This window comes from Phytohabitans flavus (assembly GCF_011764545.1).
Taxonomy (GTDB): Bacteria; Actinomycetota; Actinomycetes; order Mycobacteriales; family Micromonosporaceae; genus Phytohabitans; species Phytohabitans flavus.
This window is the reverse complement of record NZ_AP022870.1, coordinates 1659181-1678439: the sequence shown is the minus strand read 5'-3', so window position 1 is coordinate 1678439 and position 19259 is coordinate 1659181. Positions and strand designations below refer to the sequence as shown.

Here is a 19259-nt window from a genome sequence, read left to right as displayed (position 1 = left end):
ACCGAGCCAACTTGACATCGATGGTCTCCCTCGGCCGAGCCGTACGGTTCTCCTGACGCTGGCGCGAGGTGAAGATGGCGACGTACGTCTCGGCGTCGAGTGTCTCCGTACGCCACGCAAGACCCTCGTCACCAGGCATTCCGCGCGCGGGGGACGCGGGCAAGACCGGAAGCAGCACCGTGGCGCGCAGGACGGTGGAGCCTTCACCGGCCGCGGCCACTTTCCGCCAGATGGGGATGTCGCTGTCGAAGACCCCGACCAACGCTTCGGTGCCGTCGGAACTGATCCGCCATAGCTGGGAACCGTGCGGCAACCGGGCACTGTCCACCTTGAACTCAGCGACGACGTCACTGCTGTCGCCCGGCGCGAAACCGTTGCCCCGGAACGGCGCCCGCTCGATCACCCAGCCCTCCATCGCCCACATGGCCACATCGCTCTGCCCGCCGTAGGGAATCCGGTAAAGGCTGGAACGGTGGGCCAGCCAACGCAGCACGTACGCCGTCTCGGCGTCCCGCCGCAACGACGAGCCCGCATACCCGAGGCCCAGCGCCGCATGCAACTCGGCCGGCGTCCTCAGGTGGGCCACCTCGCTTACTCGATGCACAAACCCGGAGACCCGGTCATAGCCCCGTTCCAAGTAGTCATCGACCTGATCCGGCGCAATCGTCTTTTGCATCATCGTCGGACGACCCAGATCCTCGCCAACCGACGCATACCTCGACCAAGGGGTCCTCTCCCCGACCGGTGCGCGCTCCGTAGGCCCACCCTCGACCCCGTCACCAAAACCGACCTCAGCGACCGAGATCGCCAGCGCATCACTGCCACCTCCACCGGCCACGGCCGGCAGGTGCTCTTCGATGTCGTTGGCCGGCGTGAAGTAGGCAGCAGGCGGGTCGACGGGCGTGGCCTGGGCTGAGATGTCCAAAGGGTCCGGCCGGGGAGATGCGGAACCGCTGGCTCGGCGCGGTAGCGCCGATCGGCCCTGAGTGCTGGCCGCCGCGTCCGGGCCGGTCGGGCCGAGGCGGACACGGTAAGGGGCGGTGCGTACTGGTCGTGCCGGGTTACCCCGCCAGGTCGTGCCGGCGGGTGCGCTACTGCCCTTCATGACGAAGGAGCCGGGCGTCACGTCCGCCGCGTCGGCCAAGTCGACGGCGTAGTGTACGAGCGCACCGGTGCCGACGGTGCAGCCGTTGCCGAGGCGGATCCGGTCCGACTTGAACGTCCCATCCTCCAGCGAGTGGGATTGCAGGGTCGATCCCTCGTTCAGCGTGCAGTAGTCGCCGATTTCGACCAGGGTCCTCTCCGGTATGCCGCAGCCGTCGTCGTATACCCGGCGGCCGATCCGTACCCCGAGCAGCCGCAGGATCAATGGTTTGAACGGGGTTCCGTTGAAAAGTGCAAGGAACTCGGCGTCGCAGAGCTTCCAGTAGCGTTCGTGCCGCCAGAACCGGCGGTCGTAGATCGAGCAGTACAGCGGCCGGAGTCGGCGGAAGCCGAGGACGATCCAGTTCAGCAGGACCATGTAGACGACGGCCTGCACCAGCGCCAGCACCGAACCGGCGGCCAGCGTGAAGGCGTTCGACCGGGTCGGGTCAAGCAGCCCTCCGACGCGCACCACGATCAAGACCGAGAGGTAGAAAAGCAGCCAGCGGGAGAGCAGAAAGAGCCCGATGGTGGCGAGGTTCGAGCGGTTCTTCTGCGACAACCGGCGTCGGAACTCCTTCCCGGTCTTGAACTCGTCGAAGCGGGCGTCTCGGCGTACGCTTCGCGGGATCTCGAACGGCGGCGATCCCAGCAGCCCGACACCTTCCCGGACCGGTCCATCGATCGGAATCATCACCTTGGTCGCGAGCAGGCAGTTCTCTCCGACCCTCGCTCCGGCCGGGAAGACGATGTCGTTGCCGAGGAAGTTCTCTGAGCCGATCGACACCCGCGACAGCGTAAACGATGAATTGGAGAACCGGGCGTTGACCATGGACAGCCCGTCGGAGACGAGAACCCCGCCGCTAATGTCACACAGGAACGGGCTGTCGTGCTTCTGCTCAACCCCGAAGTTCGAACCGGTCTGCCGTACCCGATTGAAGCGCCAGCCGATCGAGCGGAGGTAGCCGAGGATGTAGGAACTGTCGCCGAAGAGGAGGTTGAAGAGGCGGACGTTGCTGAACCGGGTGACTATTTGGAAGCACGTCCAGTGCCATCCGTACAACGGATAGGCTCGGTCCGCGACGAGGAACAGGTTCGCCAGCCGGGGTACGACCACGGCGAGCAGCAGGCCGATCGGGATCGCGCCGAAGTACATCAGCAGCGAACCCGGAACAGTACTGATGTTGATGGCCGTGGCCAGCACGACCAAGACCACGATCGACTGGGTGTCGACCACCACCCGACCGAGCAGTTGGCCGATGCTGTAGTACGCCCGACGTGACCGCGAGCAGGCCATCCAGGCGGCCAGCGGATTGCCGGTCCGGGACGGTATCGCCGGTGACCCGTGGAAGGTGGCTCCGACTGGTACGACCTTTCCAGCCTGCAATGAGGAGGCGTGGCAGAGTTGGGCGTTGTCGCTTAGCACCGTGTCAATCTCGAGGACGCTGCCATCGCCGATCTGGACGTTCTGGCCGAGGGTGATCGGGCCGGTGGTGATCCACCCAGCCTCGGCCCGGTAGCCGAGGAAGTGCACGTCCTTACGGATCACTGTGCCGGCGCCGAGCGTGATCAGGTCGGTGCAGACCGGAACGGATCGCGACAGCACTACGACACACGGCCCGACCTTCGCCCCGAGGGCCCGCAGGTAGAGGGAGTACAGCGGCGATCCGCGGAAAAGCACCAGAGGGCTGGTCCGAACGACTCGCTTGACGATCCAGAACCGGAGGTAGGTGAGCCCCCAGATGGGGAAGGTTCGAGCCCGCCATTTACCGATCAGCAGCCACTTCAAGGCCACCGGCAGCAGGGTCGCCGCGAGAAACACGAGGACGCCGAATGTCAGCGAGCGAAGCGCGCGGTCGTACAGACCGGCACCGGTGCTGATCCAGCTGTATCCGGTGATCATGACGATGGATACAAGCAACATGAACGCCAGGCCGAAGAGCGCTTGGGCGGCCCCGCAGCCGTAGTACTGCAGGCCGCTAGGCACCCGCAGGGGCAGCGGCGGTGGTTCGACTGGTGCCGCCGGCGCGTCCGCGTCGAGCACGCCGGTGACCACCACGGCGAGGGCGCGGACGGAAGGGTTGAGGTACACGTCCTTGATGGACACGTCGCTGCTGAACCGTTCCCGCACGCGCGTGCAGTAGCGCGCCATGATCAGAGAATCGGCCCCGAGATCGGCGAAGAAGTCGTCCTCGACCGACACCTGTTTCACCCGCAGCAGCTCGGAGAGCAGGTCCGCGAGCGCCGCTTCCGTTGCCCCGCAGGGGCGACGACGGCCGACCTCGTCGGCTGTAACCGTGGCCCGGACGGTGCGGGCAGCCTCTTGCGGTCCACCTTGTCGCTGGGCAGTCTGGGCAGATCCGGCAGCTCCTCGAGGTACGCCGGCACCATGTAGCTGGGTAGCCTGGCCCGCAGCTCAATGAGCGCGTGTCCGTGGTCCAGCGGGGCGCACCGGCATGCTGCGTGTAGAACGCCGCGAGTTCCACACGGCCGGGATCCGGCTCGTATGAGGTGACAGCCGCCTGGGCGACCCTCGGCAGCCGAAGCAGCACCGACTCGATCTCGGCCAGCTCGATCCGGTATCCGCGGATCTTCACCTGGCTGTCGATCCGGCCCAGATACTCGATATTCCCGTCGTGGTTGACCCGGCCGAGGTCACCGGTCCGGTAAATCCTCCTGGACGGGTTGTTCAAGATCCCGACGTTATCGGGGACGAAGGTGCGTGCTGTGAGATCATCCCGGTTGACGTATCCCGGGGAGAGGCAGATTCCTGCGATGCCGATCTCGCCGGTCTCGCCCCGCGGCAGTGCCCGCTGATTCTCGTCGAGGATCACTACCGAGTACGTCGGGAGGGGGACGCCGATCGTCAGTGGCTCGTCGGGAGCCAGCCGCGCGTAGGTGGCGGTGACCGACGTCTCGGTGGGCCCGTACACGTTGAGCAGTGTCCGGCCTGGTCGGTGCCAGCGGCTGACCAGGTGCGGCGGACAAGCCTCGCCGGAGACGAGGATGAACCGGAGCTCGGGCACGTCCTCCTCGATCGTGGCAAGCAGTGTCGGTACGCAGCAGAGAGCCGTGACCCGGTGCTGGGCGAGAAAGGCTGCGAGATCGCGGCCGACGAGTGGTCCGGCCGAGGTGCTCGGCACCAGGGTCGCGCCGCAGATCAGTGGTACCCAGATCTCCTCGACTGAGAAGTCGAAGGCGATCGTCATCCCCTGGTAGACGCGATCGTCCGCCCGCAGGCCGTACGTCTCGGCCGCGACCTGGACGAAGTTGCAGATGTTCACCTGATTGATGGCGACGCCCTTGGGCTGGCCAGTGGTGCCCGACGTGTAGATGATGTATGCCAGGTCGTCGTCGGCCGGTGCCAACTCGTCCGGGCCGATCCGGCGCGCGTCGGGGAGATCGATATCCACCCGCTCGTCGACTCGGACCACCGTGTCCACTTGGATCACCGTGGCGTCCACGCCATCCAGGCGGCCGGCCAGCGCCGAGATCGTGAGGATCGTCCGGACACCGGCGTCGGCGACGATAAAGGAGATCCGATCCGCCGGGAAGGCGGCGTCCAACGGCACGTACGCCGCATGGATCTTGGAGGCGGCGAGCATGACCAGGTACGCGAAGGCGGACTTGTCGACGAATAAACCGACCCGGTCCCCAGGAGAAACACCTTGGGCCAACAGGTGACGGGCGAGCTGGTTGGCCAGGGCATCGAGTTGCGCGTACGTCATCCGTAGCTCGCCGTCGTCGACGGCCAGGTGATCGGGATCGCCTTCGGTTTTGAACTCGTCGCAGCGCCGCTCGAACAGGTGGTGCAGCCGCTCGCCCGGTCGCCAACGGATACCGTTGTCAACACCGTCGGCGGTCAGCACCAGCGCGGCGGCGGGTCCCGCGATCTGGTTCGTCGCGGGCGCCGTGCGCGTGTCTTCCGAACGCAGCCTGAGTTGTTCGCTCACGCGATCACCGGACCGGAAGAGCTGCGCCACTCGCGGCCCGACGCCGCCGCTCGGATGACCGACAGCAGGATGTCCAGACCCTCGTGCAGGACCTTGTCGGGTGTCGTCAGCGGCGGGAGCAGTTTGACGACCTGGTCGTACGAACCCGCGGTCTCCAGCATCAGCCCCTCGGCGAAGCAGCCGCGGACGACCGTATCCGCGTGCCGGCCGGACCCGACGTCGATGCCGCACATCATTCCGCGCCCCTTGACGGACGTGCCGGGCACAAGGGCGCCCACCTCGGCCAGTCGACGGGCGAGCAGCTGGCTCCGGCGTGCGACGTCGGCGGTAAAATCAACGGTCGACCAGAACTTCTCGAGGGCGACCCTGGCCGTAACGAACGCGTGAACGTTGCCGCGGAAGGTCCCGTTGTGCTCGCCCGGGAGCCAGACGTCGTACTCGGGCCGGATCAGCAGCAGCGCCATCGGGAGGCCGTAACCGGAGATCGACTTCGCCAGCACGACGAGGTCGGGAACGATATCGAAAGGCTCGAAGCTGAAGAAGGTGCCGGTCCGACCGCAGCCCGCCTGGACATCATCGACAACCAGCAGGGCCCCACTGGTCCGCGCGAGCTCTGCGATCCGGCGTAGCCACGCCGGCGAGGCGACGTTGAGCCCACCCTCGCCCTGCACGGTCTCCAGCAGGATCGCCGCCGGCGCGTCGAGCCCGCTGGAGGGGTCGTGCAGCATACGGTCCAGGAGATCGGCCGTGTCGACACTGTCGCCCAGGTACCCGTCGTACGGCATCCGGGTCACCCCGTACAGGGGGTTCTGTGGGCCGCCACGGTGATACCGGTTCCCGGTCACTGCCAGCGCGCCCTGCGACATTCCGTGGAAGCCGTTGGTGAAGGCGATCACATTGGTACGGCCGGTTACCTTGCGGGCGAGTTTGAGCGCGGCCTCGACCGCGTTGGCGCCGGTTGGACCGGTGAACTGCACCCGATAGTCCATCCCGCGCGGCAGCAATACCAGCGACTCGAAGGTCGTGAGGAAAGCACCTTTGGCCGAGCTGAACATGTCGAGGCTGTGTGAGATCCCACCGTGCTCGAGGTGGGCGATCAAGGCGGCCCGCATATCCGGGTCGTTGTGCCCGTAGTTCAGCGACCCCGCACCGGCAACGAAGTCGAGGTACTCCCGGCCGGTGATGTCCCGGACCAGGCTGCCCTCGGCGGTGTCAAGGACGCAGTCGAGGCGGCGGCAGTAGCTGCGCACCACCGACTCGCGGCGTTCGAAGATCGAAGGTTCGTTCGGGCGCTCGCCAACCTGGCCGGGCACGGCACGCCTGGTCATGGAGCCCCCTGCGGGCAGCGGACCATCCCAGACCTCCTTCCTGCCCCCCCCCGGGGATTTCCTTCCGCTACGTAGAGGCTTGGTGGTCGAATCCCGTCGCCTCGCCATCGCGACGGTGTTGCCTAGGTGTTGAGCCGCATGAGGATCGATTGCCTCAGCTGGAATCCTGCGGGATCCGACTTACGGAATCCTTACGTAATCGTCACGGAATTGTCACGGAATCGTTATGGGAGATCATTTGACGTCCAGGGCAGCCGCACCGGCGATGCCGGCGCCCGAACCCGGGTGATTCGTCCTCGGTGCACGACATGTGAAGGGATGTCGCGCAGCCAGTCGGATCTCCGACAGAGGTAAGCGGGATCCACAGCGCGAACTATGCGCAGGAGAGACACCCCGGCGCGTTCGCTAATCGCCGTCATGCCGCCGACTAAGTGGTCGTTGCCAGCATGGTGAACAGGCATCGGACCCGCGGCGATCGCGCGAGGAGGGGAAGATGACGGACAACGACGCCACCGCAGGCGAGCAGGTGACCGAACAGGTCGCAGCCTCGCAGTTGGAACACGACGAGCGCCCGGCTTCCAGAACAACCACAGAGGAGCGGGCACGCAGGGATCTACAAGAAGATCCACGGGTGCAGACGCTCGTCGAACGCGTCACGACGAAGCTCACCAGCTACACCCGTCAATACGAGGCAAAGTACGCGCAGCTCACGGAACGGGCGACCCGCACTCCTTACACCGCGATGGCGGGGCCAAGCCCGCCGCTGCCGGTGCCGTACCTGTGGTTCGACCTGATGGTCATGGGACCGTTCGAGCCGATCGCACCGAACGGTCCGTTCATCGCCCACCGCATCATCAGAGCCGGCGAGCCTGCTCTGCTCCTGGCGGTGCTGTGGCGCAACCCGGTTTCGCTGTTGGGCGGGCCGTCCGCCGCACAGATCATGTCCCCGTTCCAGTACGTGGTCCGGGGCCGGACCCTCGATCTCAACTCGGTTACCAGCGGTCCCGTCCTGGGTCCAATCACGAACATGTTCGGCGGTGGCTTCATCAACATGGAGGTGCTCCCCGTCGTGCCGATCCCCGCACCCTCGCGGGCAGAGCCGCGGATGCTGGAGATCCATGTGACGGTCGACATGCTCGGCCCCGGCCCCGGGCTGCCGCCGTTCGCCGGCTTCGCCACTCGCTGGTTCCAGCCGGACCTGCAGCCGCCGTTCCTCGGTCAGCCGGGCATCCTCCCAGGCTTCCTCGAGGAAACACCGGTACGGGTGCTGGTCTACAGCTGACATGGGCCTGTCCTTCATATGAATGGCCGAACTGTCGCCTCACTCGGCCAGGAGCGGCCGCCAGATTTGAAGGAGGAAGCGTCAGATGGGCACGCTCGATCCACGACTTCGGCATCTGCTTGGATCGGTCGCGGGCCGGCCGGTGCCGTCGGGCGGCGCCGCAGCCGCCGTGCCGGCTCTGGCTAGCCGCGTGGCATGGCGGCCCGGCAAGGGCTGGGGAGTCGTCGACGTTCTGATCCGAAGCGCCGACCTGAGTTGGGCGAGGAAACTCGGCCCCACCGATATGGTCACATCCGACACCGTGAACAAAATCGGGGTGTATACCGGCCGGGTGGCGGTAGACCAGCTGGAGACGCTCGCCAGACATGAGTCCGTCGATCGGGTGGAGGCTTCCCGACCGCTGTTCCCCGAACTCAACGTCTCGCGCGATGACGTGCGCGCCGGCGCTCTGCATGACAACCCAACCCCTGTCCGTGGCAGCGGTGTCGTCGTTGCTGTCGTCGACTCCGGCATCGACTACACACATCCGAACTTTCGCCACGACGACGGCTCGTCGCGAATCCTGTACCTGTGGGATCAGGGCGCGCGCGTTTGGGGCGACGCGTGGGTTCCCTACGGGATCGACTACACAAAGGCGGATCTCGATCGCGCGTTGGGCGCAGCCGATCCCTTCGCGGTTGTGCCGCATAGCGACGACGAGGTGGGACACGGCACGCATGTGGCTGGGATCGCCGCGGGCAACGAGCGTAGCGCCATGGGAATGTACTCGGGGATCGCGCCGGAGGCGGATCTGATCGTGGTCGCCCTCGAGGGCACACCGGGCGTGACGCTCGGCACTTCGGCTCGGCTGGCCGATGCGGTCGAGTACGCCGTCAACCAGGCGGCGCCGCGACCGGTGGTCGTCAACATCAGCCAGGGCACGAACGGTGGTGGGCATGCGGGCGAGACGCTGATTGAGCAGAAGCTTGACGAGCTGGCCAGCAGACCTGGAGTGGTTATCGTGAAGTCCGCGGGGAACGAGCGGGACTGGTCGGTCCACGCCGGCGGGCGCATCGGCGCCAGGCAGAGCGTGACCCTCGATCTGCTGGTGCCGCGCGGCAACCGACAGGACGAGATCGCGGAGATCTGGTTCGGCGGCGATGATCACATCACGGTCGCGGTGCAGGCGCCGAGCGGTTTGGTCTCAAGGGCTGTGGCCCCGGGACAGCGGCACACGTTCACCACCATCGCCGGCAACGACGTGACGATCGACAGTGTGCCGGACTCCGCAGGCACCGGAGACACCTCGGTCACCCTAATCGTCACCGCCGGGATGGCGGAGGAGATCGAGACCGGTACGTGGCAAATCCGCCTCGGTGCTGATCAGGTCTGCGATGGCCGCTATGACGCCTGGATCGAGCGCGCACCGGAGGACGACGGCGGGCGGGAACACAGTCGCTTCGCAGACGGTTCCTGCGACCCTTCCCGAACGATCACCATTCCCGGCACGGCACGGCGGGTCATCACTGTCGGGTCGCACGTGACCCGGCCACGCATCCTGACCGACGCGTCCGGCCTGGGCCGGCTGTCGCCCTTCAGCAGCAGCGGCCCCACCCGGTTGGGCGCCCGCAAGCCGGACCTGTCCGCACCCGGGGAAGTGATCGTCTCCGCCCGCTGTAGCAACAGCGCCATGCCCTTCGGCCCTGATCCCCGGCACACGGCGTTGTCGGGTACCAGCATGGCCGCTTCCCACGTCGCTGGCGCGGCCGCGCTGGTGCTGTCCGTGCGGCCCGATCTCACCGGCGAGCAGGTCAAGCAGCTGCTCCAGGTGGCGGCACGACGGGGTGGCGCGGGCCCCGACGCCCCGACGACGACTGGGGCGCGGGCCGGCTCGACCTCGCAGCCGCGATAGCGGCCGCGCGAGCGGCGCGCTTCCCCGCGGTACGGGGCGTTTACGTCGACGGCAGTGCCCTCGTCTTCGGCACCGACATCCCCGCCGACTCGAGCGTTCACTGCCACACTGTGCGTACCCGCCTGGCCGTCGGCAAGACCTTGGCGACGTTGGCCGGTGGCGCCGCGACGACAAGCCACCGCGCCGACCTCACCACGCTCGGCCCGGGTGACTACCTGTGCGAGATCGTCGTCAGTGGCCCGGACGGGCTGGTCACGGCCGACCACAACGATGGTCGATACTATGCCGTCCCGGTTCTGTCGGGCGTCAGCGAGCGACCCCCGCCATGCGTCCCAGCGGCAGTGGTCGCCCACCACGGCTGATCACACGACTCGGTGGGCGCGTATCGACTCGTATAACGAAATCGTCTTCGGATCGGGTGTCATCCCGAGATTGGCCTGCAACTGTCGTTTACAGAGTTCGAACTGTGCCAACGCCCGATGTGGCTTGTCGAGCCGTAGGTAAGACCGCATGACAAGACGGTGCGCCTGTTCCCAGCACGGGTCCCGGGCAAGTAGGCGGCGACAGGTATCCACACAGGCCGGGTACCTACCATCGTCGAAATGCAGGCGGGCCAGCTGCGCGAGCAGGTCGAGGTAGGTGGTGGCGAGTCGGTCCCGTTCCGGGACGAACCACTCCGCGAACGGGGTGTCCTCGATGAGGTCGCCTTGGTACAGCGAACAGGCTGCTTGCAGTGCGCGGATCGCGTCATCGCGTCCCCCGGTTCGGGCCAGCATGGTGCCCGCCGCCATCAGTCTGGTGAACTCCTCCACGTCGAGCCACACGGTCAGCTCCGGGTTGATGGTGTACGCGTCCCGATTGTGGACGACAACGGGTTTCGAGCTGACCTGGCGCAGGTCGGTGCGCAGGCCGTGCAAGGCGACGTGCAGTCGATTCTTGGCGGACGCGAGTGGGACACCCGGCCAGAAGGCGGCGAGGAGCTTGCCGCGGGTCACAGGCTTCGGCCGCTGAATCATCAGGTACTTGAGCAGTGACTTCCCGAGTACGCCGGACCAGCTGGTGACCTTTTGGTCGTCGAGGATGAGGCGGAAGTCGCCAAACAGGTACGCGACGAGATCACTTGCGTCGCTGGGCCGGACGTCAGCAACGGCGGGATGTCTTACGGGCCGGGCCGGTTCAGCGCGACGAGGCGCGGGCGGCCCCTCCCTGCTGTCGCCATTGGACGCGCGCGCTGGAACCTGAATCGAGCCGGTCGGCATGTTCCGGTACGCGGCCGAATCGAGCCTCGCCGCGAACTCCACCGCGCGGAGGAACTGGTCCATCCCCTTGTGCGGCGCCTTGATACGCCCGACCTCGTGGGTCAGCCGGACGAGCTGCTTGGCGTATCCGTGGACCGCTGCCTCACCGGTCTGGCGGCCGAGTTGGCCGGCGCGGCGCGCGTGGGTCCGCGCCGTGTCGAGACGCATCTCGGTGAGTGCGACGCACGATTCGTGCAACGCGACCCACGCCTCCTGCGGCAGCTGCGAGCCACGCGGCGGCTCAAGCGCCAACTCGGTACGCAGCCGCGAGAGTGCCGGGTGGCGGGCGAGAATCGTCGGCGGAAATCGATCGAGCCAGCGCCGCACCGCGTCGGTACGCTCGCCCAGCACGATGTCAAGACAGTCAATCAGCACCTCCGCCGCCGTGTCCCAGGCGCCCGTCCGCGCACACAACTCAATGGCTTCCGCGTGCGCACCCTCCGCCTCGAGCTCGCCAACGAGGCGAATCAGTCGGTCCCGACGGGACGCCGTCATCGCCGCCGGCAGGAAAAGGAGTGCCTTGCCCCACAGGTAATGAAGCCGCTGCCAGCCGCCTGCCAGTGGCTGCCACCATGGCTCTCGCTCCGCCGCGTCCACGGCCGCTCGAAGAGCACTCAGGCGGTCGTGCGCGTAGCCCAGCCGCGCGGCGAGTGCCAGCGCGTCCAGCCGGACGGGGTCGGCGTTTTCCAGCAGGCCGGCGGTCGTCGCAGCGATCAGACTTTGAACGTCATGGGCACGCTCGATGGCCAGCATCGCAGAGCGCGCAGATGGACCACGCGAAACCCGCAGCACGGAGTCGATCAGGGCCGCTCGCCCACTGGCGACGGCCACGAGCCGATCCAGCGCCTTTGCCGGGAGCGACGAACCCAGCTGTTCGGCAGCCGCGCCGGCGGCGGAACGGTCCGCCGGCAGGCGGGCAAATGCCCCCTCGTCGGGTCCGGTTCCGTCCAGGATCGATGCCAGCACGATCTCGCAGCCGGCAGCCAGTCCGCTTGTTGGCCCGGGCTTTGCGCCGACGGCCAACTGAACGACCACCGTGCTCTTGCCTGACAGCCCGGAAATGGGCGGGTGGTGGTCGACGGACGCGAGCATTCTCGCCAGGGACGCTTGTTTCAGTTCATGCTCCTCGGGCCGGAGCCAGATGACTCGCTGCCCGCGGCTTTCGAGATCGGCAGCCAGCCGGGACTCGATGAGGTATCCCTCGTACGTCCTAATTGTGTGGCCCGAATGCATAGTTCCAACGTCGGTCTGGCGAGGCCAATGCCCTTCAGGAAGGGGAGCGGCGACCTTGGCGGCGAGCACGCCGTCACCCTCCAGTCTCGCGATGACGAGTGGTGCGGCGATCGCCGAGTGGGCGTTTCCGGAGAAGACCGAAGGGAGGCGTGGAGCCGACCGTGGTCGAGGCGGCCGTGCCCCGATCAGGGATCGTCGCAGACATTCCGAATCCGGATCCTAACCAGGGGTATCGTTTCCGTACCTGCATGGAGTGTTGTTATGCAATCCGGTGGCGCGAGGCTATGCGCCCATTCGGAACCGCCGGGGTACCAATACCCAGCGTGCGGAATTGGCCGCGGTGATGAACCACGTGCCGGTGTTGTGGATGATGCCCAGCGATTCTGGGCGTACCGGTGGTATTCGTCTCGTATCGGCTAGATCAGGAATCTACCCTGCTCGGGTCGTTTCCTCGTGCAGGCCAGAGTATCCGCAGGTCAGCTGGGCGGTTCGTCGGTCGCGACGGTAGCCAAGCCCGGGGCGCGCGGACGTGGACCGGTGTCCGGTGGGATCTGGTTGCGTGACGGGGTCTCGGGCTTGCATTCGGTACCTGGGTACAGGCTTACCGTCGAGGAGACGGCGCCGCTTCCGGCGCCACCCGAGGTGCCCAGGAGTGTGTCATGTCGTTCGAGATGCCAGATGCTTGCACGCTGCCGACGGCCGAGCGGCCGCTGCGGCTGGCGGAGTTCGACGAGCTGTTCGCGACCGCGGTGCGCCGCGTCGAGCCGGTTACGGCCGAGCATGTGCGGATGTGGCTCACCGGGCCCGCCGGATTGGCCGAGACGGTACGGGATCTGACCGCCCGGGAGACGCAGTGCTGCTCGTTCTTCTCCTTCACGATCACGCCCGGGGCGGCCGGCAATGGTGAGGCGCTGTGGCTGGACGTTGTCGTGCCGGCCCAGTACACGGACGTACTCGGATCGCTAGCCCAGCGTGCAGCGACACCGGCGCTGCCGTGAGGGCCGCGTGATGGCCACCGCCGACGGCTCGGCTGGGCTGCGGACCGGCGAAGTCGCCGAACAGGCCGGCGTCAACATTCAGACGCTGCGCTACTACGAACGTCGCGGCCTGCTCGCCGCACCGGCCCGCACAATCGGCGGGCACCGCGTCTATCCGGCAGACACGGTCGCGCTGCTCGGCGTCATCAAGACCGCACAGCGCCTCGGGTTCACCCTCGACGAGGTCGCCGAGCTGCTGGAGACGAGCCGCCGCCGGCACCCGACACCAGATCTGCGGCAACGCGCGACAGACAAGCTAGCCGAGATCGACGCGAAAATCGCGGACCTGACAGCAATGCGGGCAGCTTTGGCCGATGTCGTCGCGGCCCGCTGCGACAGCCTGACCAACTGCACCTGCGCCGACTGTCCGTTCCCGTTCATCGACATCAGCCACCTCACCGAAGGAAGCCCGTGAGTCAACCCACCGCCCAACCCGTCGAACTCACCCCGCGGCACGCCCCGCCACCAGCGGTGGACAACGCGCCACCGGCCCGCAGCAAGGTCACCGGCGCGCTCGCCGCCCTGGCCTGCGCGGCGTGCTGCACCCTCCCGCTGCTGATCGCCGCCGGAGTGCTGACCGGTGCCGGCGCCGCGATCGCGAGGAACGCCCTGATCGCGATCGCGGCCGTCCTGGCCACCGCCGCGCTGGGCATGTGGTGGCTGCACCGCCGCCGCAGCGCAGGATCCGCCGCCGCAGCGCGCGGCGGCTGCGCCGACGGGAACTGTGCCTGCTGACCCGCGACCCGCGCCGGCCGAGCCCGTTGATCAGGCCCGGCACCGGTGTGCTGGCATACGACCATGACACTTGCCCGGTCCATCGGCCTGTTCCTGCTCGCCGCCGTCGCGGAGATCGGCGGCGCCTGGCTGGTCTGGCAAGGCGTCCGGGAACACCGCGGGCTGCTGTGGATCGGCGCGGGCGTCGTCGCCCTCGGCCTCTACGGCTTCGTCGCCACCCTGCAGCCGGACGCTCACTTCGGCCGAATCCTGGCCGCCTACGGCGGCATCTTCGTGGCCGGCTCGCTGGCCTGGGGAATCGTTGTCGACAAGTTCCGCCCCGACCGGTACGACCTGATCGGCGCGGCGATATGCCTGGCCGGGGTCGCGATCATCATGTACGCCCCACGCGGCTGATGAGGCGGCAGCCGAGCCCAGATGCCGGGGCGGCTGGGTCGCGGCCCCGGCACGGCGATGATCGGTGATCTCACCTAGGTTTGCACTTGAACATTGCCCAGCCGGTGCAGCGCGGGCCCGAGCCGCCGTCGCCGCCGGGCGTGCTGGGGGGCGCCGGCGCGGGCAGCGGGACACGCTGCCACGTCTGGGAACCCGGCAGCGCACCAGGCGCGTTCTGCTCCAGCATCCGCAGGTAGGACCCGTCGACCGGGGCGGACGTGTCCGCAGCCGAGAGCACCGGGTAGCTCTTGGTGGTGCGGTCGGGGGCCAGCATGGCGGCGTTCATTATGACGAAGTCGGCGCCGCGAGGCTTCAGGTTCAGCGACGTCACCCCGGAATACGCCGTCTGGGAACCGTCGAGGAGGGATGCGTGGATCAACGTGTTGCCGATGATCCACAGCTGGTTGGGCTGGTTGACGCCGTTGATGCCGCAGGCCCAGGTGTCGGCGACGGCGCCGACGGCCGGCTGGTCGCCGTGAGTGCCCAGGCACGTGGCGTGCTCCCAGTCGTTGCCGCGAACGCTCACAATCCGGTACAGCGAGGCCGTGTCCGGCTCGGTAAACATACCCGGCGGCGCAATCAGGCCCGGCGGCCGCGTGATCGTCGTGCTGCCGGCCCGCTGGAAGTACCACCGTTGGGTCGGGCTCTGGTCGTTGGCCGGCTTCAGGCGGGCCGGGGTGTTCCAGCCGTTGGCCGGGTCGTTGCTGTCGATGCGCAGGCCGGCGTTGTAGCTGTTGCCCAGGAAGAAGGCGTCGCCGCCCATCTGCACGATCGTCCAGTCGGCGCAGTCGTTGCCGGTCTCGAACTTGCTACGCAGCCGGGTGTTGTCCGGGGCGACGCAGAACGGCTCGTTGATGCCGAGGTAGCGGTTGGTGCCGGCCGCCCGCAGGCTGAACCGCTTGGAGCCCGGGCCAGTCTCACTCGCCCGCCAGCGCGCAGCCGCCTCGCAGGCCACCTGCTGGAACCGCTCGGTGTCGGTGCCGCCGGCGACCACGTCGAGGCACTTGCCGGAGTTGACGTTGCGTAGCCGGCCCGGACCTCCCCACAGGAGGTCATGCCCGCCATCGGGCAGGAACTGCCACAACTGGTTACGCTGCGCCAGCCCATCGGCGGTGGTGACCTTACGGTGCACATCGACAATGGCCCCACTGGCGGTGCTGTCGCCGTGCACGGTGAGTAGCTGGCCGGAGGAGCTCAGGCGGATCTCCAGCAGCAGGGACGACGGTCTGCCGAGCTGGCCCTCCCCCGCCTCGAAGACGTCGGCGGCGGCCGGCGACGCCGGCACGCCCAGCAAGACCCCGGCGGCCACCAGCAGCGTCGTGCCGAGCGCCGCCAGGGACGAAACAATGCGCTTCATCTGCGTTCCTTCGCAGGTCGGATGTGCTGTCCACACCATGCTCGAACGAACGCCGCCCCGGCGTACCGGGCAGAATTCCTAGTCCTGCAACAGCCTCCTCGGCGATCTCCACGATCGCGGACTCGACGTCGCGGGGCCGCCAGCCGAGGCCTCCCGGCCCGGCCGCTGCGGATGATCAGCCGCGGCGGCTCGGGCCCCGGGGGCCGCCCACGCGATAGCCGAAATCACCGACGAGCTGGCCCGGGGTTTGGTCGCCTCCGGCCAGGCCACAAGGTCAGGGGTCTGGGCGACCCCGCCGGCCGGCTGGGTCACAGTGTTGACAACGCCGTGGCACCGTCAAATAATTCATCCATTGAACAAATCTTGCGCGTTGCCCGGCTCTATCGGCGGACGGAGGTCCACCATGTCGATTCAGCCGACTCGCGATGACCCTCTCACCTTTGGTCCGTGGACCGTCGGCTGACGGGCCAAGGATCTCTTCGGTGACCCGACCCATCCGACGCTCGGCATCGTGGAGACCGTGCGCAAGCTGGCCATGCTCGGCGCGTACGCCGTGACCTTTATGACGACGACCAGATCCGGTTCGGCTCGGACCCGACCGCACGCGATGAGCACAGCGCCCGCTTCCATCACGTGCTGGATGAGATCCGCCTGAAGAAGACGTACGTGGACCTGCTGGTTGACCGGGACGCGTTCGAGGATCTCGCCGCCGCCACGGTCGGCGCCGAGGGCTTCGGGTTCGTCCGGCTCGCCGTCGCCCACCTGATCCGCCCCTACCAACCACGCCATCTGACCCGTAACCGACAACCCCGGGAGGAACGGTGCCGCTCGTCGCCGGGGTCGACTCGTCGACCCAGTCGTGCAAAGTCGTCATCCGCGACGCCGAGACCGGGAAGCTGGTGCGCGAGGGCCGCGCACCGCACCCGCGCGGCACCGCTGTGCCGCCGGCCGCCTGGGAGGCCGCGCTGTCCAACGCGGTCGCACAGGCTGGCGGTCTGGACGACGTGGCGGCCGCCTCGGTCGCCGGGCAGCAGCAAGGCATGGTGTGCCTGGACACGGAAGGCGCCGTGGTTCGGGACGCCTTGCTGTGGAACGACACCCGCTCGGCCGGCGCCGCCGCCGACCTGATCTCGGATCTCGGCGGCGGCGAGGCCGGGCAGCGAGCCTGGGCGGAGGCGGTCGGCCTGGTACCGGTGGCCAGCTTCACCGTCAGCAAGCTGCGCTGGCTGGCCTCGGTCGAGCCTGAGAACGCCGCCCGTACGGCTGCGGTGTGTCTGCCGCACGACTGGCTGACCTGGCGTCTGGCCGGCGCGCCGGGGCTGGATGCTCTGCGCACCGACCGCAGCGACGCCAGCGGGACCGGGTACTGGTCGGCCGCGACCGGTGAGTACCGTTCGGACCTGATCCGGTTGGCGTTCGGTCGGGATGGCCTGCTGCTGCCGCAGGTGCTCGGGCCCACCGGCCGGGCCGGGCACCTGCGCACCGGCGCGCCGCTGGGCCCCGGCGCCGGCGACTGCGCCGCGGCGGCGCTGGGTGTCGGCGCCGAGTCGGGCGACGTCATCGTGTCGATCGGCACCTCCGGCATAGTGTCCACCGTTTCTGATGTGCCGGCCGCCGACGCGAGCGGGATCGTGGCCGGGTTCGCCGATACGACCGGCCGTTTCCTGCCAGTGGTGTGCACGCTCAACGCCGCCCGGGTGCTGGACGCGGCAGCAACCTTGCTGCGGGTGGACCACGCGGAGCTGTCCGCGCTGGCGCTGTCCGCCCCACCGGGCGCCGACGGGCTGGCCCTGGTGCCCTACCTGGAGGGCGAGCGCACACCAAACCGCCCGTACGCCACCGGAGCCGCGCACGGCCTGACCCTGCGGACCTCGACCCCCGCGCACCTGGCCCGCGCGGCGGTGGAGGGCATTCTGTGCTCACTCGCCGACGGGCTGGATGCGATGATCGCGCAGGGCACGACGGTCAACCGGGTCATCCTGGTCGGCGGCGGCGCCCGCTCGGAGGCGGTGCGCCGGATCGCGCCTACGGTCTTCGGCTGCCCCGTGCTCGTCCCCCCACCGCTGGGGGAATACGTCGCGGACGGCGCCGCCCGCCAGGCGGCCTGGGTAGTGTCCGGCGGGCAGCGGCCGCCGGCGTGGACGGTCGGGCAGGTCGAGGTGTACGACGCAGACGCCGTGCCGGCAGTCCGCGAACGGTACGCCGTCGCCCGCGCAAACGTCCCCGACCACGCTGACTGACGGCACGTCCGCCGCCGTCACCGCCGCGCAGAGCGTCGACCTGCTGCAGGGCTCATGGTATTCGAGACGGAACGGCGAAGGGGCGGCGTGTCAACCTTTGTCTATACGGCTCGTAGTTCGCCGGATGCACCACCGCCGCCCAGCCAGCAGGATGCGTCATCACCACTGTGGACGGCATGGATGGTGCACTTCTTGCTGGAGTTGGTCTGCGCCGGTCCGGGAGACGTGGCGATGGCAGTGAATCCGAAGGCGTTCCGCGTCCAGGTCCCGAGCGATGCGGACCCGCAGGACCTGCCCATGCTGTTCGGCGACGTGTCGACCGAACTGCTGCGTGCGGCGCACGGCGGCGACGGGTTGCTCGTCGGCCGGCTCGGGCTGACCGATGGCAAGGGCGAGCCGCGAGCCGCGCGGGTGCGGCCACCCCGACATCGTGTGGAACGCGTATTGACCATTGGCGACGGCCGGCGACGGGGCCTGGGCTGTCCGGCCACAGCATGACGTTCCCGTGCGGCGCCTAGCGGAACGGCTGCGGCCCATCCTCGGCGACGATGCGCGCGGGGCGGTGAACGCGGGCCTGCCGAGCGGGGCGCCGATATCGAGACTGCCTCGTCGGGTAGCGGCACGACACGATCGGCGGGCACGACCGTGAACTCGGCGGCGCACACGCTAGTAGCTCGCGCCTCGTCCGCTGCTGCAATTCCGGCGTTGAGGCAAGGGCCGTCAGCCGGGCTCTCGTGCTCCCGCTCGGTGAGTACCGGCCGCGCCCCGTGCCGATCACACTTTCAGTGTTCGGGATCCACCAGACGCTGGCATACCTCGCCGAGCGGGAACCCGACCATGCCGCTGAGGCAGCGGCGCTTGTGTCGGGTCTGGAGCTGGACGCGACGATCACCGCCAAGCCGGCGCGGAGCCTGGACCGACTTCTCGCCGCCTGTGCTGCCACTGACCGCAAGGTGGCGGTGATCAGCGACCTGTCCGAGCACGCGGTGTTGGCAGCTATCCGGACGCACACGCTGGACACGCACATCAATGCTGTAGCAGCCCGGCAAGGTCTCGACCTTTCCGCAGTCGATGCCGGGAACACCGCTGAACGGGCGACCTATCTGCTCGGCGTGCCGCTTGCTTCTTGCCTCGCCGTAAGCGGTTCGGTCGGGCGGCTGCGCCGGGTCCAGCGGGCAGGTGCCATCGGCCTCGGCTGCGAATGCGGACGCGATCCACGCAAACACCTAGCCGACCCCCAGAGCCCGGTCGTATCCAACCTCACGGTCCTGACCCAGGCATTGCTCGCCCCATAGATCGTCACAGAGGCGCCCGTGGCTCGTGTCCG

The 19259-nt window shown here is 68.2% G+C and carries 14 protein-coding genes and 3 pseudogenes; 10 read left to right on the top strand and 7 right to left on the bottom strand.

The features are described 5' to 3' along the window. Window positions 1-217: 217 nt before the first annotated feature. From Pflav_RS45015 to ectB, 4 genes and pseudogenes are all read right to left on the bottom strand, one after another. Window positions 218-811, bottom strand: a pseudogene (locus Pflav_RS45015) (SseB family protein); the annotation flags it as partial. A 255-nt stretch (window positions 812-1066) separates the two neighbouring features. Beyond that, window positions 1067-3346 (bottom strand): annotated as a pseudogene (locus Pflav_RS45010) (Pls/PosA family non-ribosomal peptide synthetase); the annotation flags it as partial. A 322-nt stretch (window positions 3347-3668) separates the two neighbouring features. Further along, window positions 3669-5012: pseudogene (locus Pflav_RS45005) on the bottom strand (amino acid adenylation domain-containing protein); the annotation flags it as partial. Between the two features lie 80 nt (window positions 5013-5092). Next, the gene (gene ectB, locus Pflav_RS07065) at window positions 5093-6424 is read right to left on the bottom strand and encodes a diaminobutyrate--2-oxoglutarate transaminase (RefSeq protein ID WP_173034660.1); all 1332 of its coding nucleotides are present in this window, start codon (window positions 6422-6424) and stop codon (window positions 5093-5095) included. A 493-nt stretch (window positions 6425-6917) separates the two neighbouring features. Between ectB and Pflav_RS07060 the strand changes: the two genes are divergently transcribed. The 3 genes from Pflav_RS07060 to Pflav_RS07050 all read left to right on the top strand — a co-directional run bounded on the left by Pflav_RS07060 (window position 6918) and on the right by Pflav_RS07050 (window position 9959). Next, window positions 6918-7706: a hypothetical protein gene (locus tag Pflav_RS07060; protein ID WP_173034658.1), complete on the top strand. Its 789-nt coding sequence runs from the start codon at window positions 6918-6920 to the stop codon at window positions 7704-7706. Between the two features lie 85 nt (window positions 7707-7791). After that, entirely contained in the window at window positions 7792-9597 is a 1806-nt protein-coding gene (locus tag Pflav_RS07055) for a S8 family peptidase (RefSeq protein WP_173034656.1), read from the top strand. Window positions 9598-9707: 110 nt separating this feature from the next. Continuing rightward, entirely contained in the window at window positions 9708-9959 is a 252-nt protein-coding gene (locus tag Pflav_RS07050; RefSeq protein WP_173034654.1) for a hypothetical protein, read from the top strand. Here the strand turns inward: Pflav_RS07050 and Pflav_RS07045 are convergent, their stop codons facing one another. Further along, on the bottom strand, window positions 9960-12197 hold the full coding sequence (locus Pflav_RS07045) for a BTAD domain-containing putative transcriptional regulator (RefSeq protein ID WP_173034652.1): 2238 nt from the start codon (window positions 12195-12197) through the stop codon (window positions 9960-9962). A gap of 590 nt (window positions 12198-12787) precedes the next feature. Between Pflav_RS07045 and Pflav_RS07040 the strand changes: the two genes are divergently transcribed. The 4 genes from Pflav_RS07040 (at window position 12788) to Pflav_RS07025 (ending at window position 14296) form a co-directional block, all read left to right on the top strand. Then, window positions 12788-13126: a hypothetical protein gene (locus Pflav_RS07040; RefSeq protein ID WP_173034650.1), complete on the top strand. Its 339-nt coding sequence runs from the start codon at window positions 12788-12790 to the stop codon at window positions 13124-13126. A gap of 10 nt (window positions 13127-13136) precedes the next feature. Further along, the gene (locus tag Pflav_RS07035; protein ID WP_173034648.1) at window positions 13137-13580 is read left to right on the top strand and encodes a MerR family transcriptional regulator; all 444 of its coding nucleotides are present in this window, start codon (window positions 13137-13139) and stop codon (window positions 13578-13580) included. Further along, a complete protein-coding gene (locus tag Pflav_RS07030) occupies window positions 13577-13900 on the top strand; it encodes a hypothetical protein (protein ID WP_173034646.1) in 324 nt (107 codons plus the stop codon). The genes Pflav_RS07035 and Pflav_RS07030 overlap by 4 nt, the downstream gene beginning before the upstream one ends. Window positions 13901-13963: 63 nt before the next feature. Then, window positions 13964-14296, top strand: a complete 333-nt coding sequence (locus Pflav_RS07025; RefSeq protein WP_173034644.1) for a YnfA family protein — start codon at window positions 13964-13966, stop codon at window positions 14294-14296. Window positions 14297-14366: 70 nt separating this feature from the next. Here Pflav_RS07025 and Pflav_RS07020 read toward each other — a convergent pair whose 3' ends face one another. Then, window positions 14367-15692 (bottom strand): RICIN domain-containing protein, encoded by a 1326-nt coding sequence (locus Pflav_RS07020; protein WP_173034642.1) that lies wholly within the window; start codon window positions 15690-15692, stop codon window positions 14367-14369. A 411-nt stretch (window positions 15693-16103) separates the two neighbouring features. Continuing rightward, window positions 16104-16454 carry a hypothetical protein gene (locus Pflav_RS07015; RefSeq protein ID WP_173034640.1) on the bottom strand — a complete coding sequence of 117 codons (351 nt, stop codon included), beginning with the start codon at window positions 16452-16454 and terminating at the stop codon, window positions 16104-16106. A gap of 59 nt (window positions 16455-16513) precedes the next feature. On the opposite strand from Pflav_RS07015, the gene Pflav_RS07010 reads away from it, so the two are divergent. The 3 genes from Pflav_RS07010 to Pflav_RS07000 all read left to right on the top strand — a co-directional run bounded on the left by Pflav_RS07010 (window position 16514) and on the right by Pflav_RS07000 (window position 19227). Continuing rightward, window positions 16514-17932, top strand: coding sequence for a xylulokinase (locus Pflav_RS07010; RefSeq protein WP_173034638.1), 1419 nt, complete (start codon window positions 16514-16516; stop codon window positions 17930-17932). Window positions 17933-18124: 192 nt separating this feature from the next. Then, window positions 18125-18430: a DUF5990 family protein gene (locus Pflav_RS07005; protein ID WP_173034636.1), complete on the top strand. Its 306-nt coding sequence runs from the start codon at window positions 18125-18127 to the stop codon at window positions 18428-18430. Between the two features lie 269 nt (window positions 18431-18699). Further along, a complete protein-coding gene (locus tag Pflav_RS07000) occupies window positions 18700-19227 on the top strand; it encodes a hypothetical protein (protein ID WP_173034634.1) in 528 nt (175 codons plus the stop codon). The last annotated feature ends 32 nt before the right edge of the window (window positions 19228-19259 follow it).

Bases quoted from the DNA above. Each gene is read 5' to 3' on its own strand.
- ectB (WP_173034660.1), bottom strand. From the start codon at position 6,424: ATGACCAGGCGTGCCGTGCCCGGCCAGGTTGGCGAGCGCCCGAACGAA.
- Pflav_RS07060 (WP_173034658.1), top strand. From the start codon at position 6,918: ATGACGGACAACGACGCCACCGCAGGCGAGCAGGTGACCGAACAGGTC.
- Pflav_RS07055 (WP_173034656.1), top strand. From the start codon at position 7,792: ATGGGCACGCTCGATCCACGACTTCGGCATCTGCTTGGATCGGTCGCG.
- Pflav_RS07040 (WP_173034650.1), top strand. From the start codon at position 12,788: ATGTCGTTCGAGATGCCAGATGCTTGCACGCTGCCGACGGCCGAGCGG.
- Pflav_RS07035 (WP_173034648.1), top strand. From the start codon at position 13,137: ATGGCCACCGCCGACGGCTCGGCTGGGCTGCGGACCGGCGAAGTCGCC.
- Pflav_RS07025 (WP_173034644.1), top strand. From the start codon at position 13,964: ATGACACTTGCCCGGTCCATCGGCCTGTTCCTGCTCGCCGCCGTCGCG.
- Pflav_RS07020 (WP_173034642.1), bottom strand. From the start codon at position 15,692: ATGAAGCGCATTGTTTCGTCCCTGGCGGCGCTCGGCACGACGCTGCTG.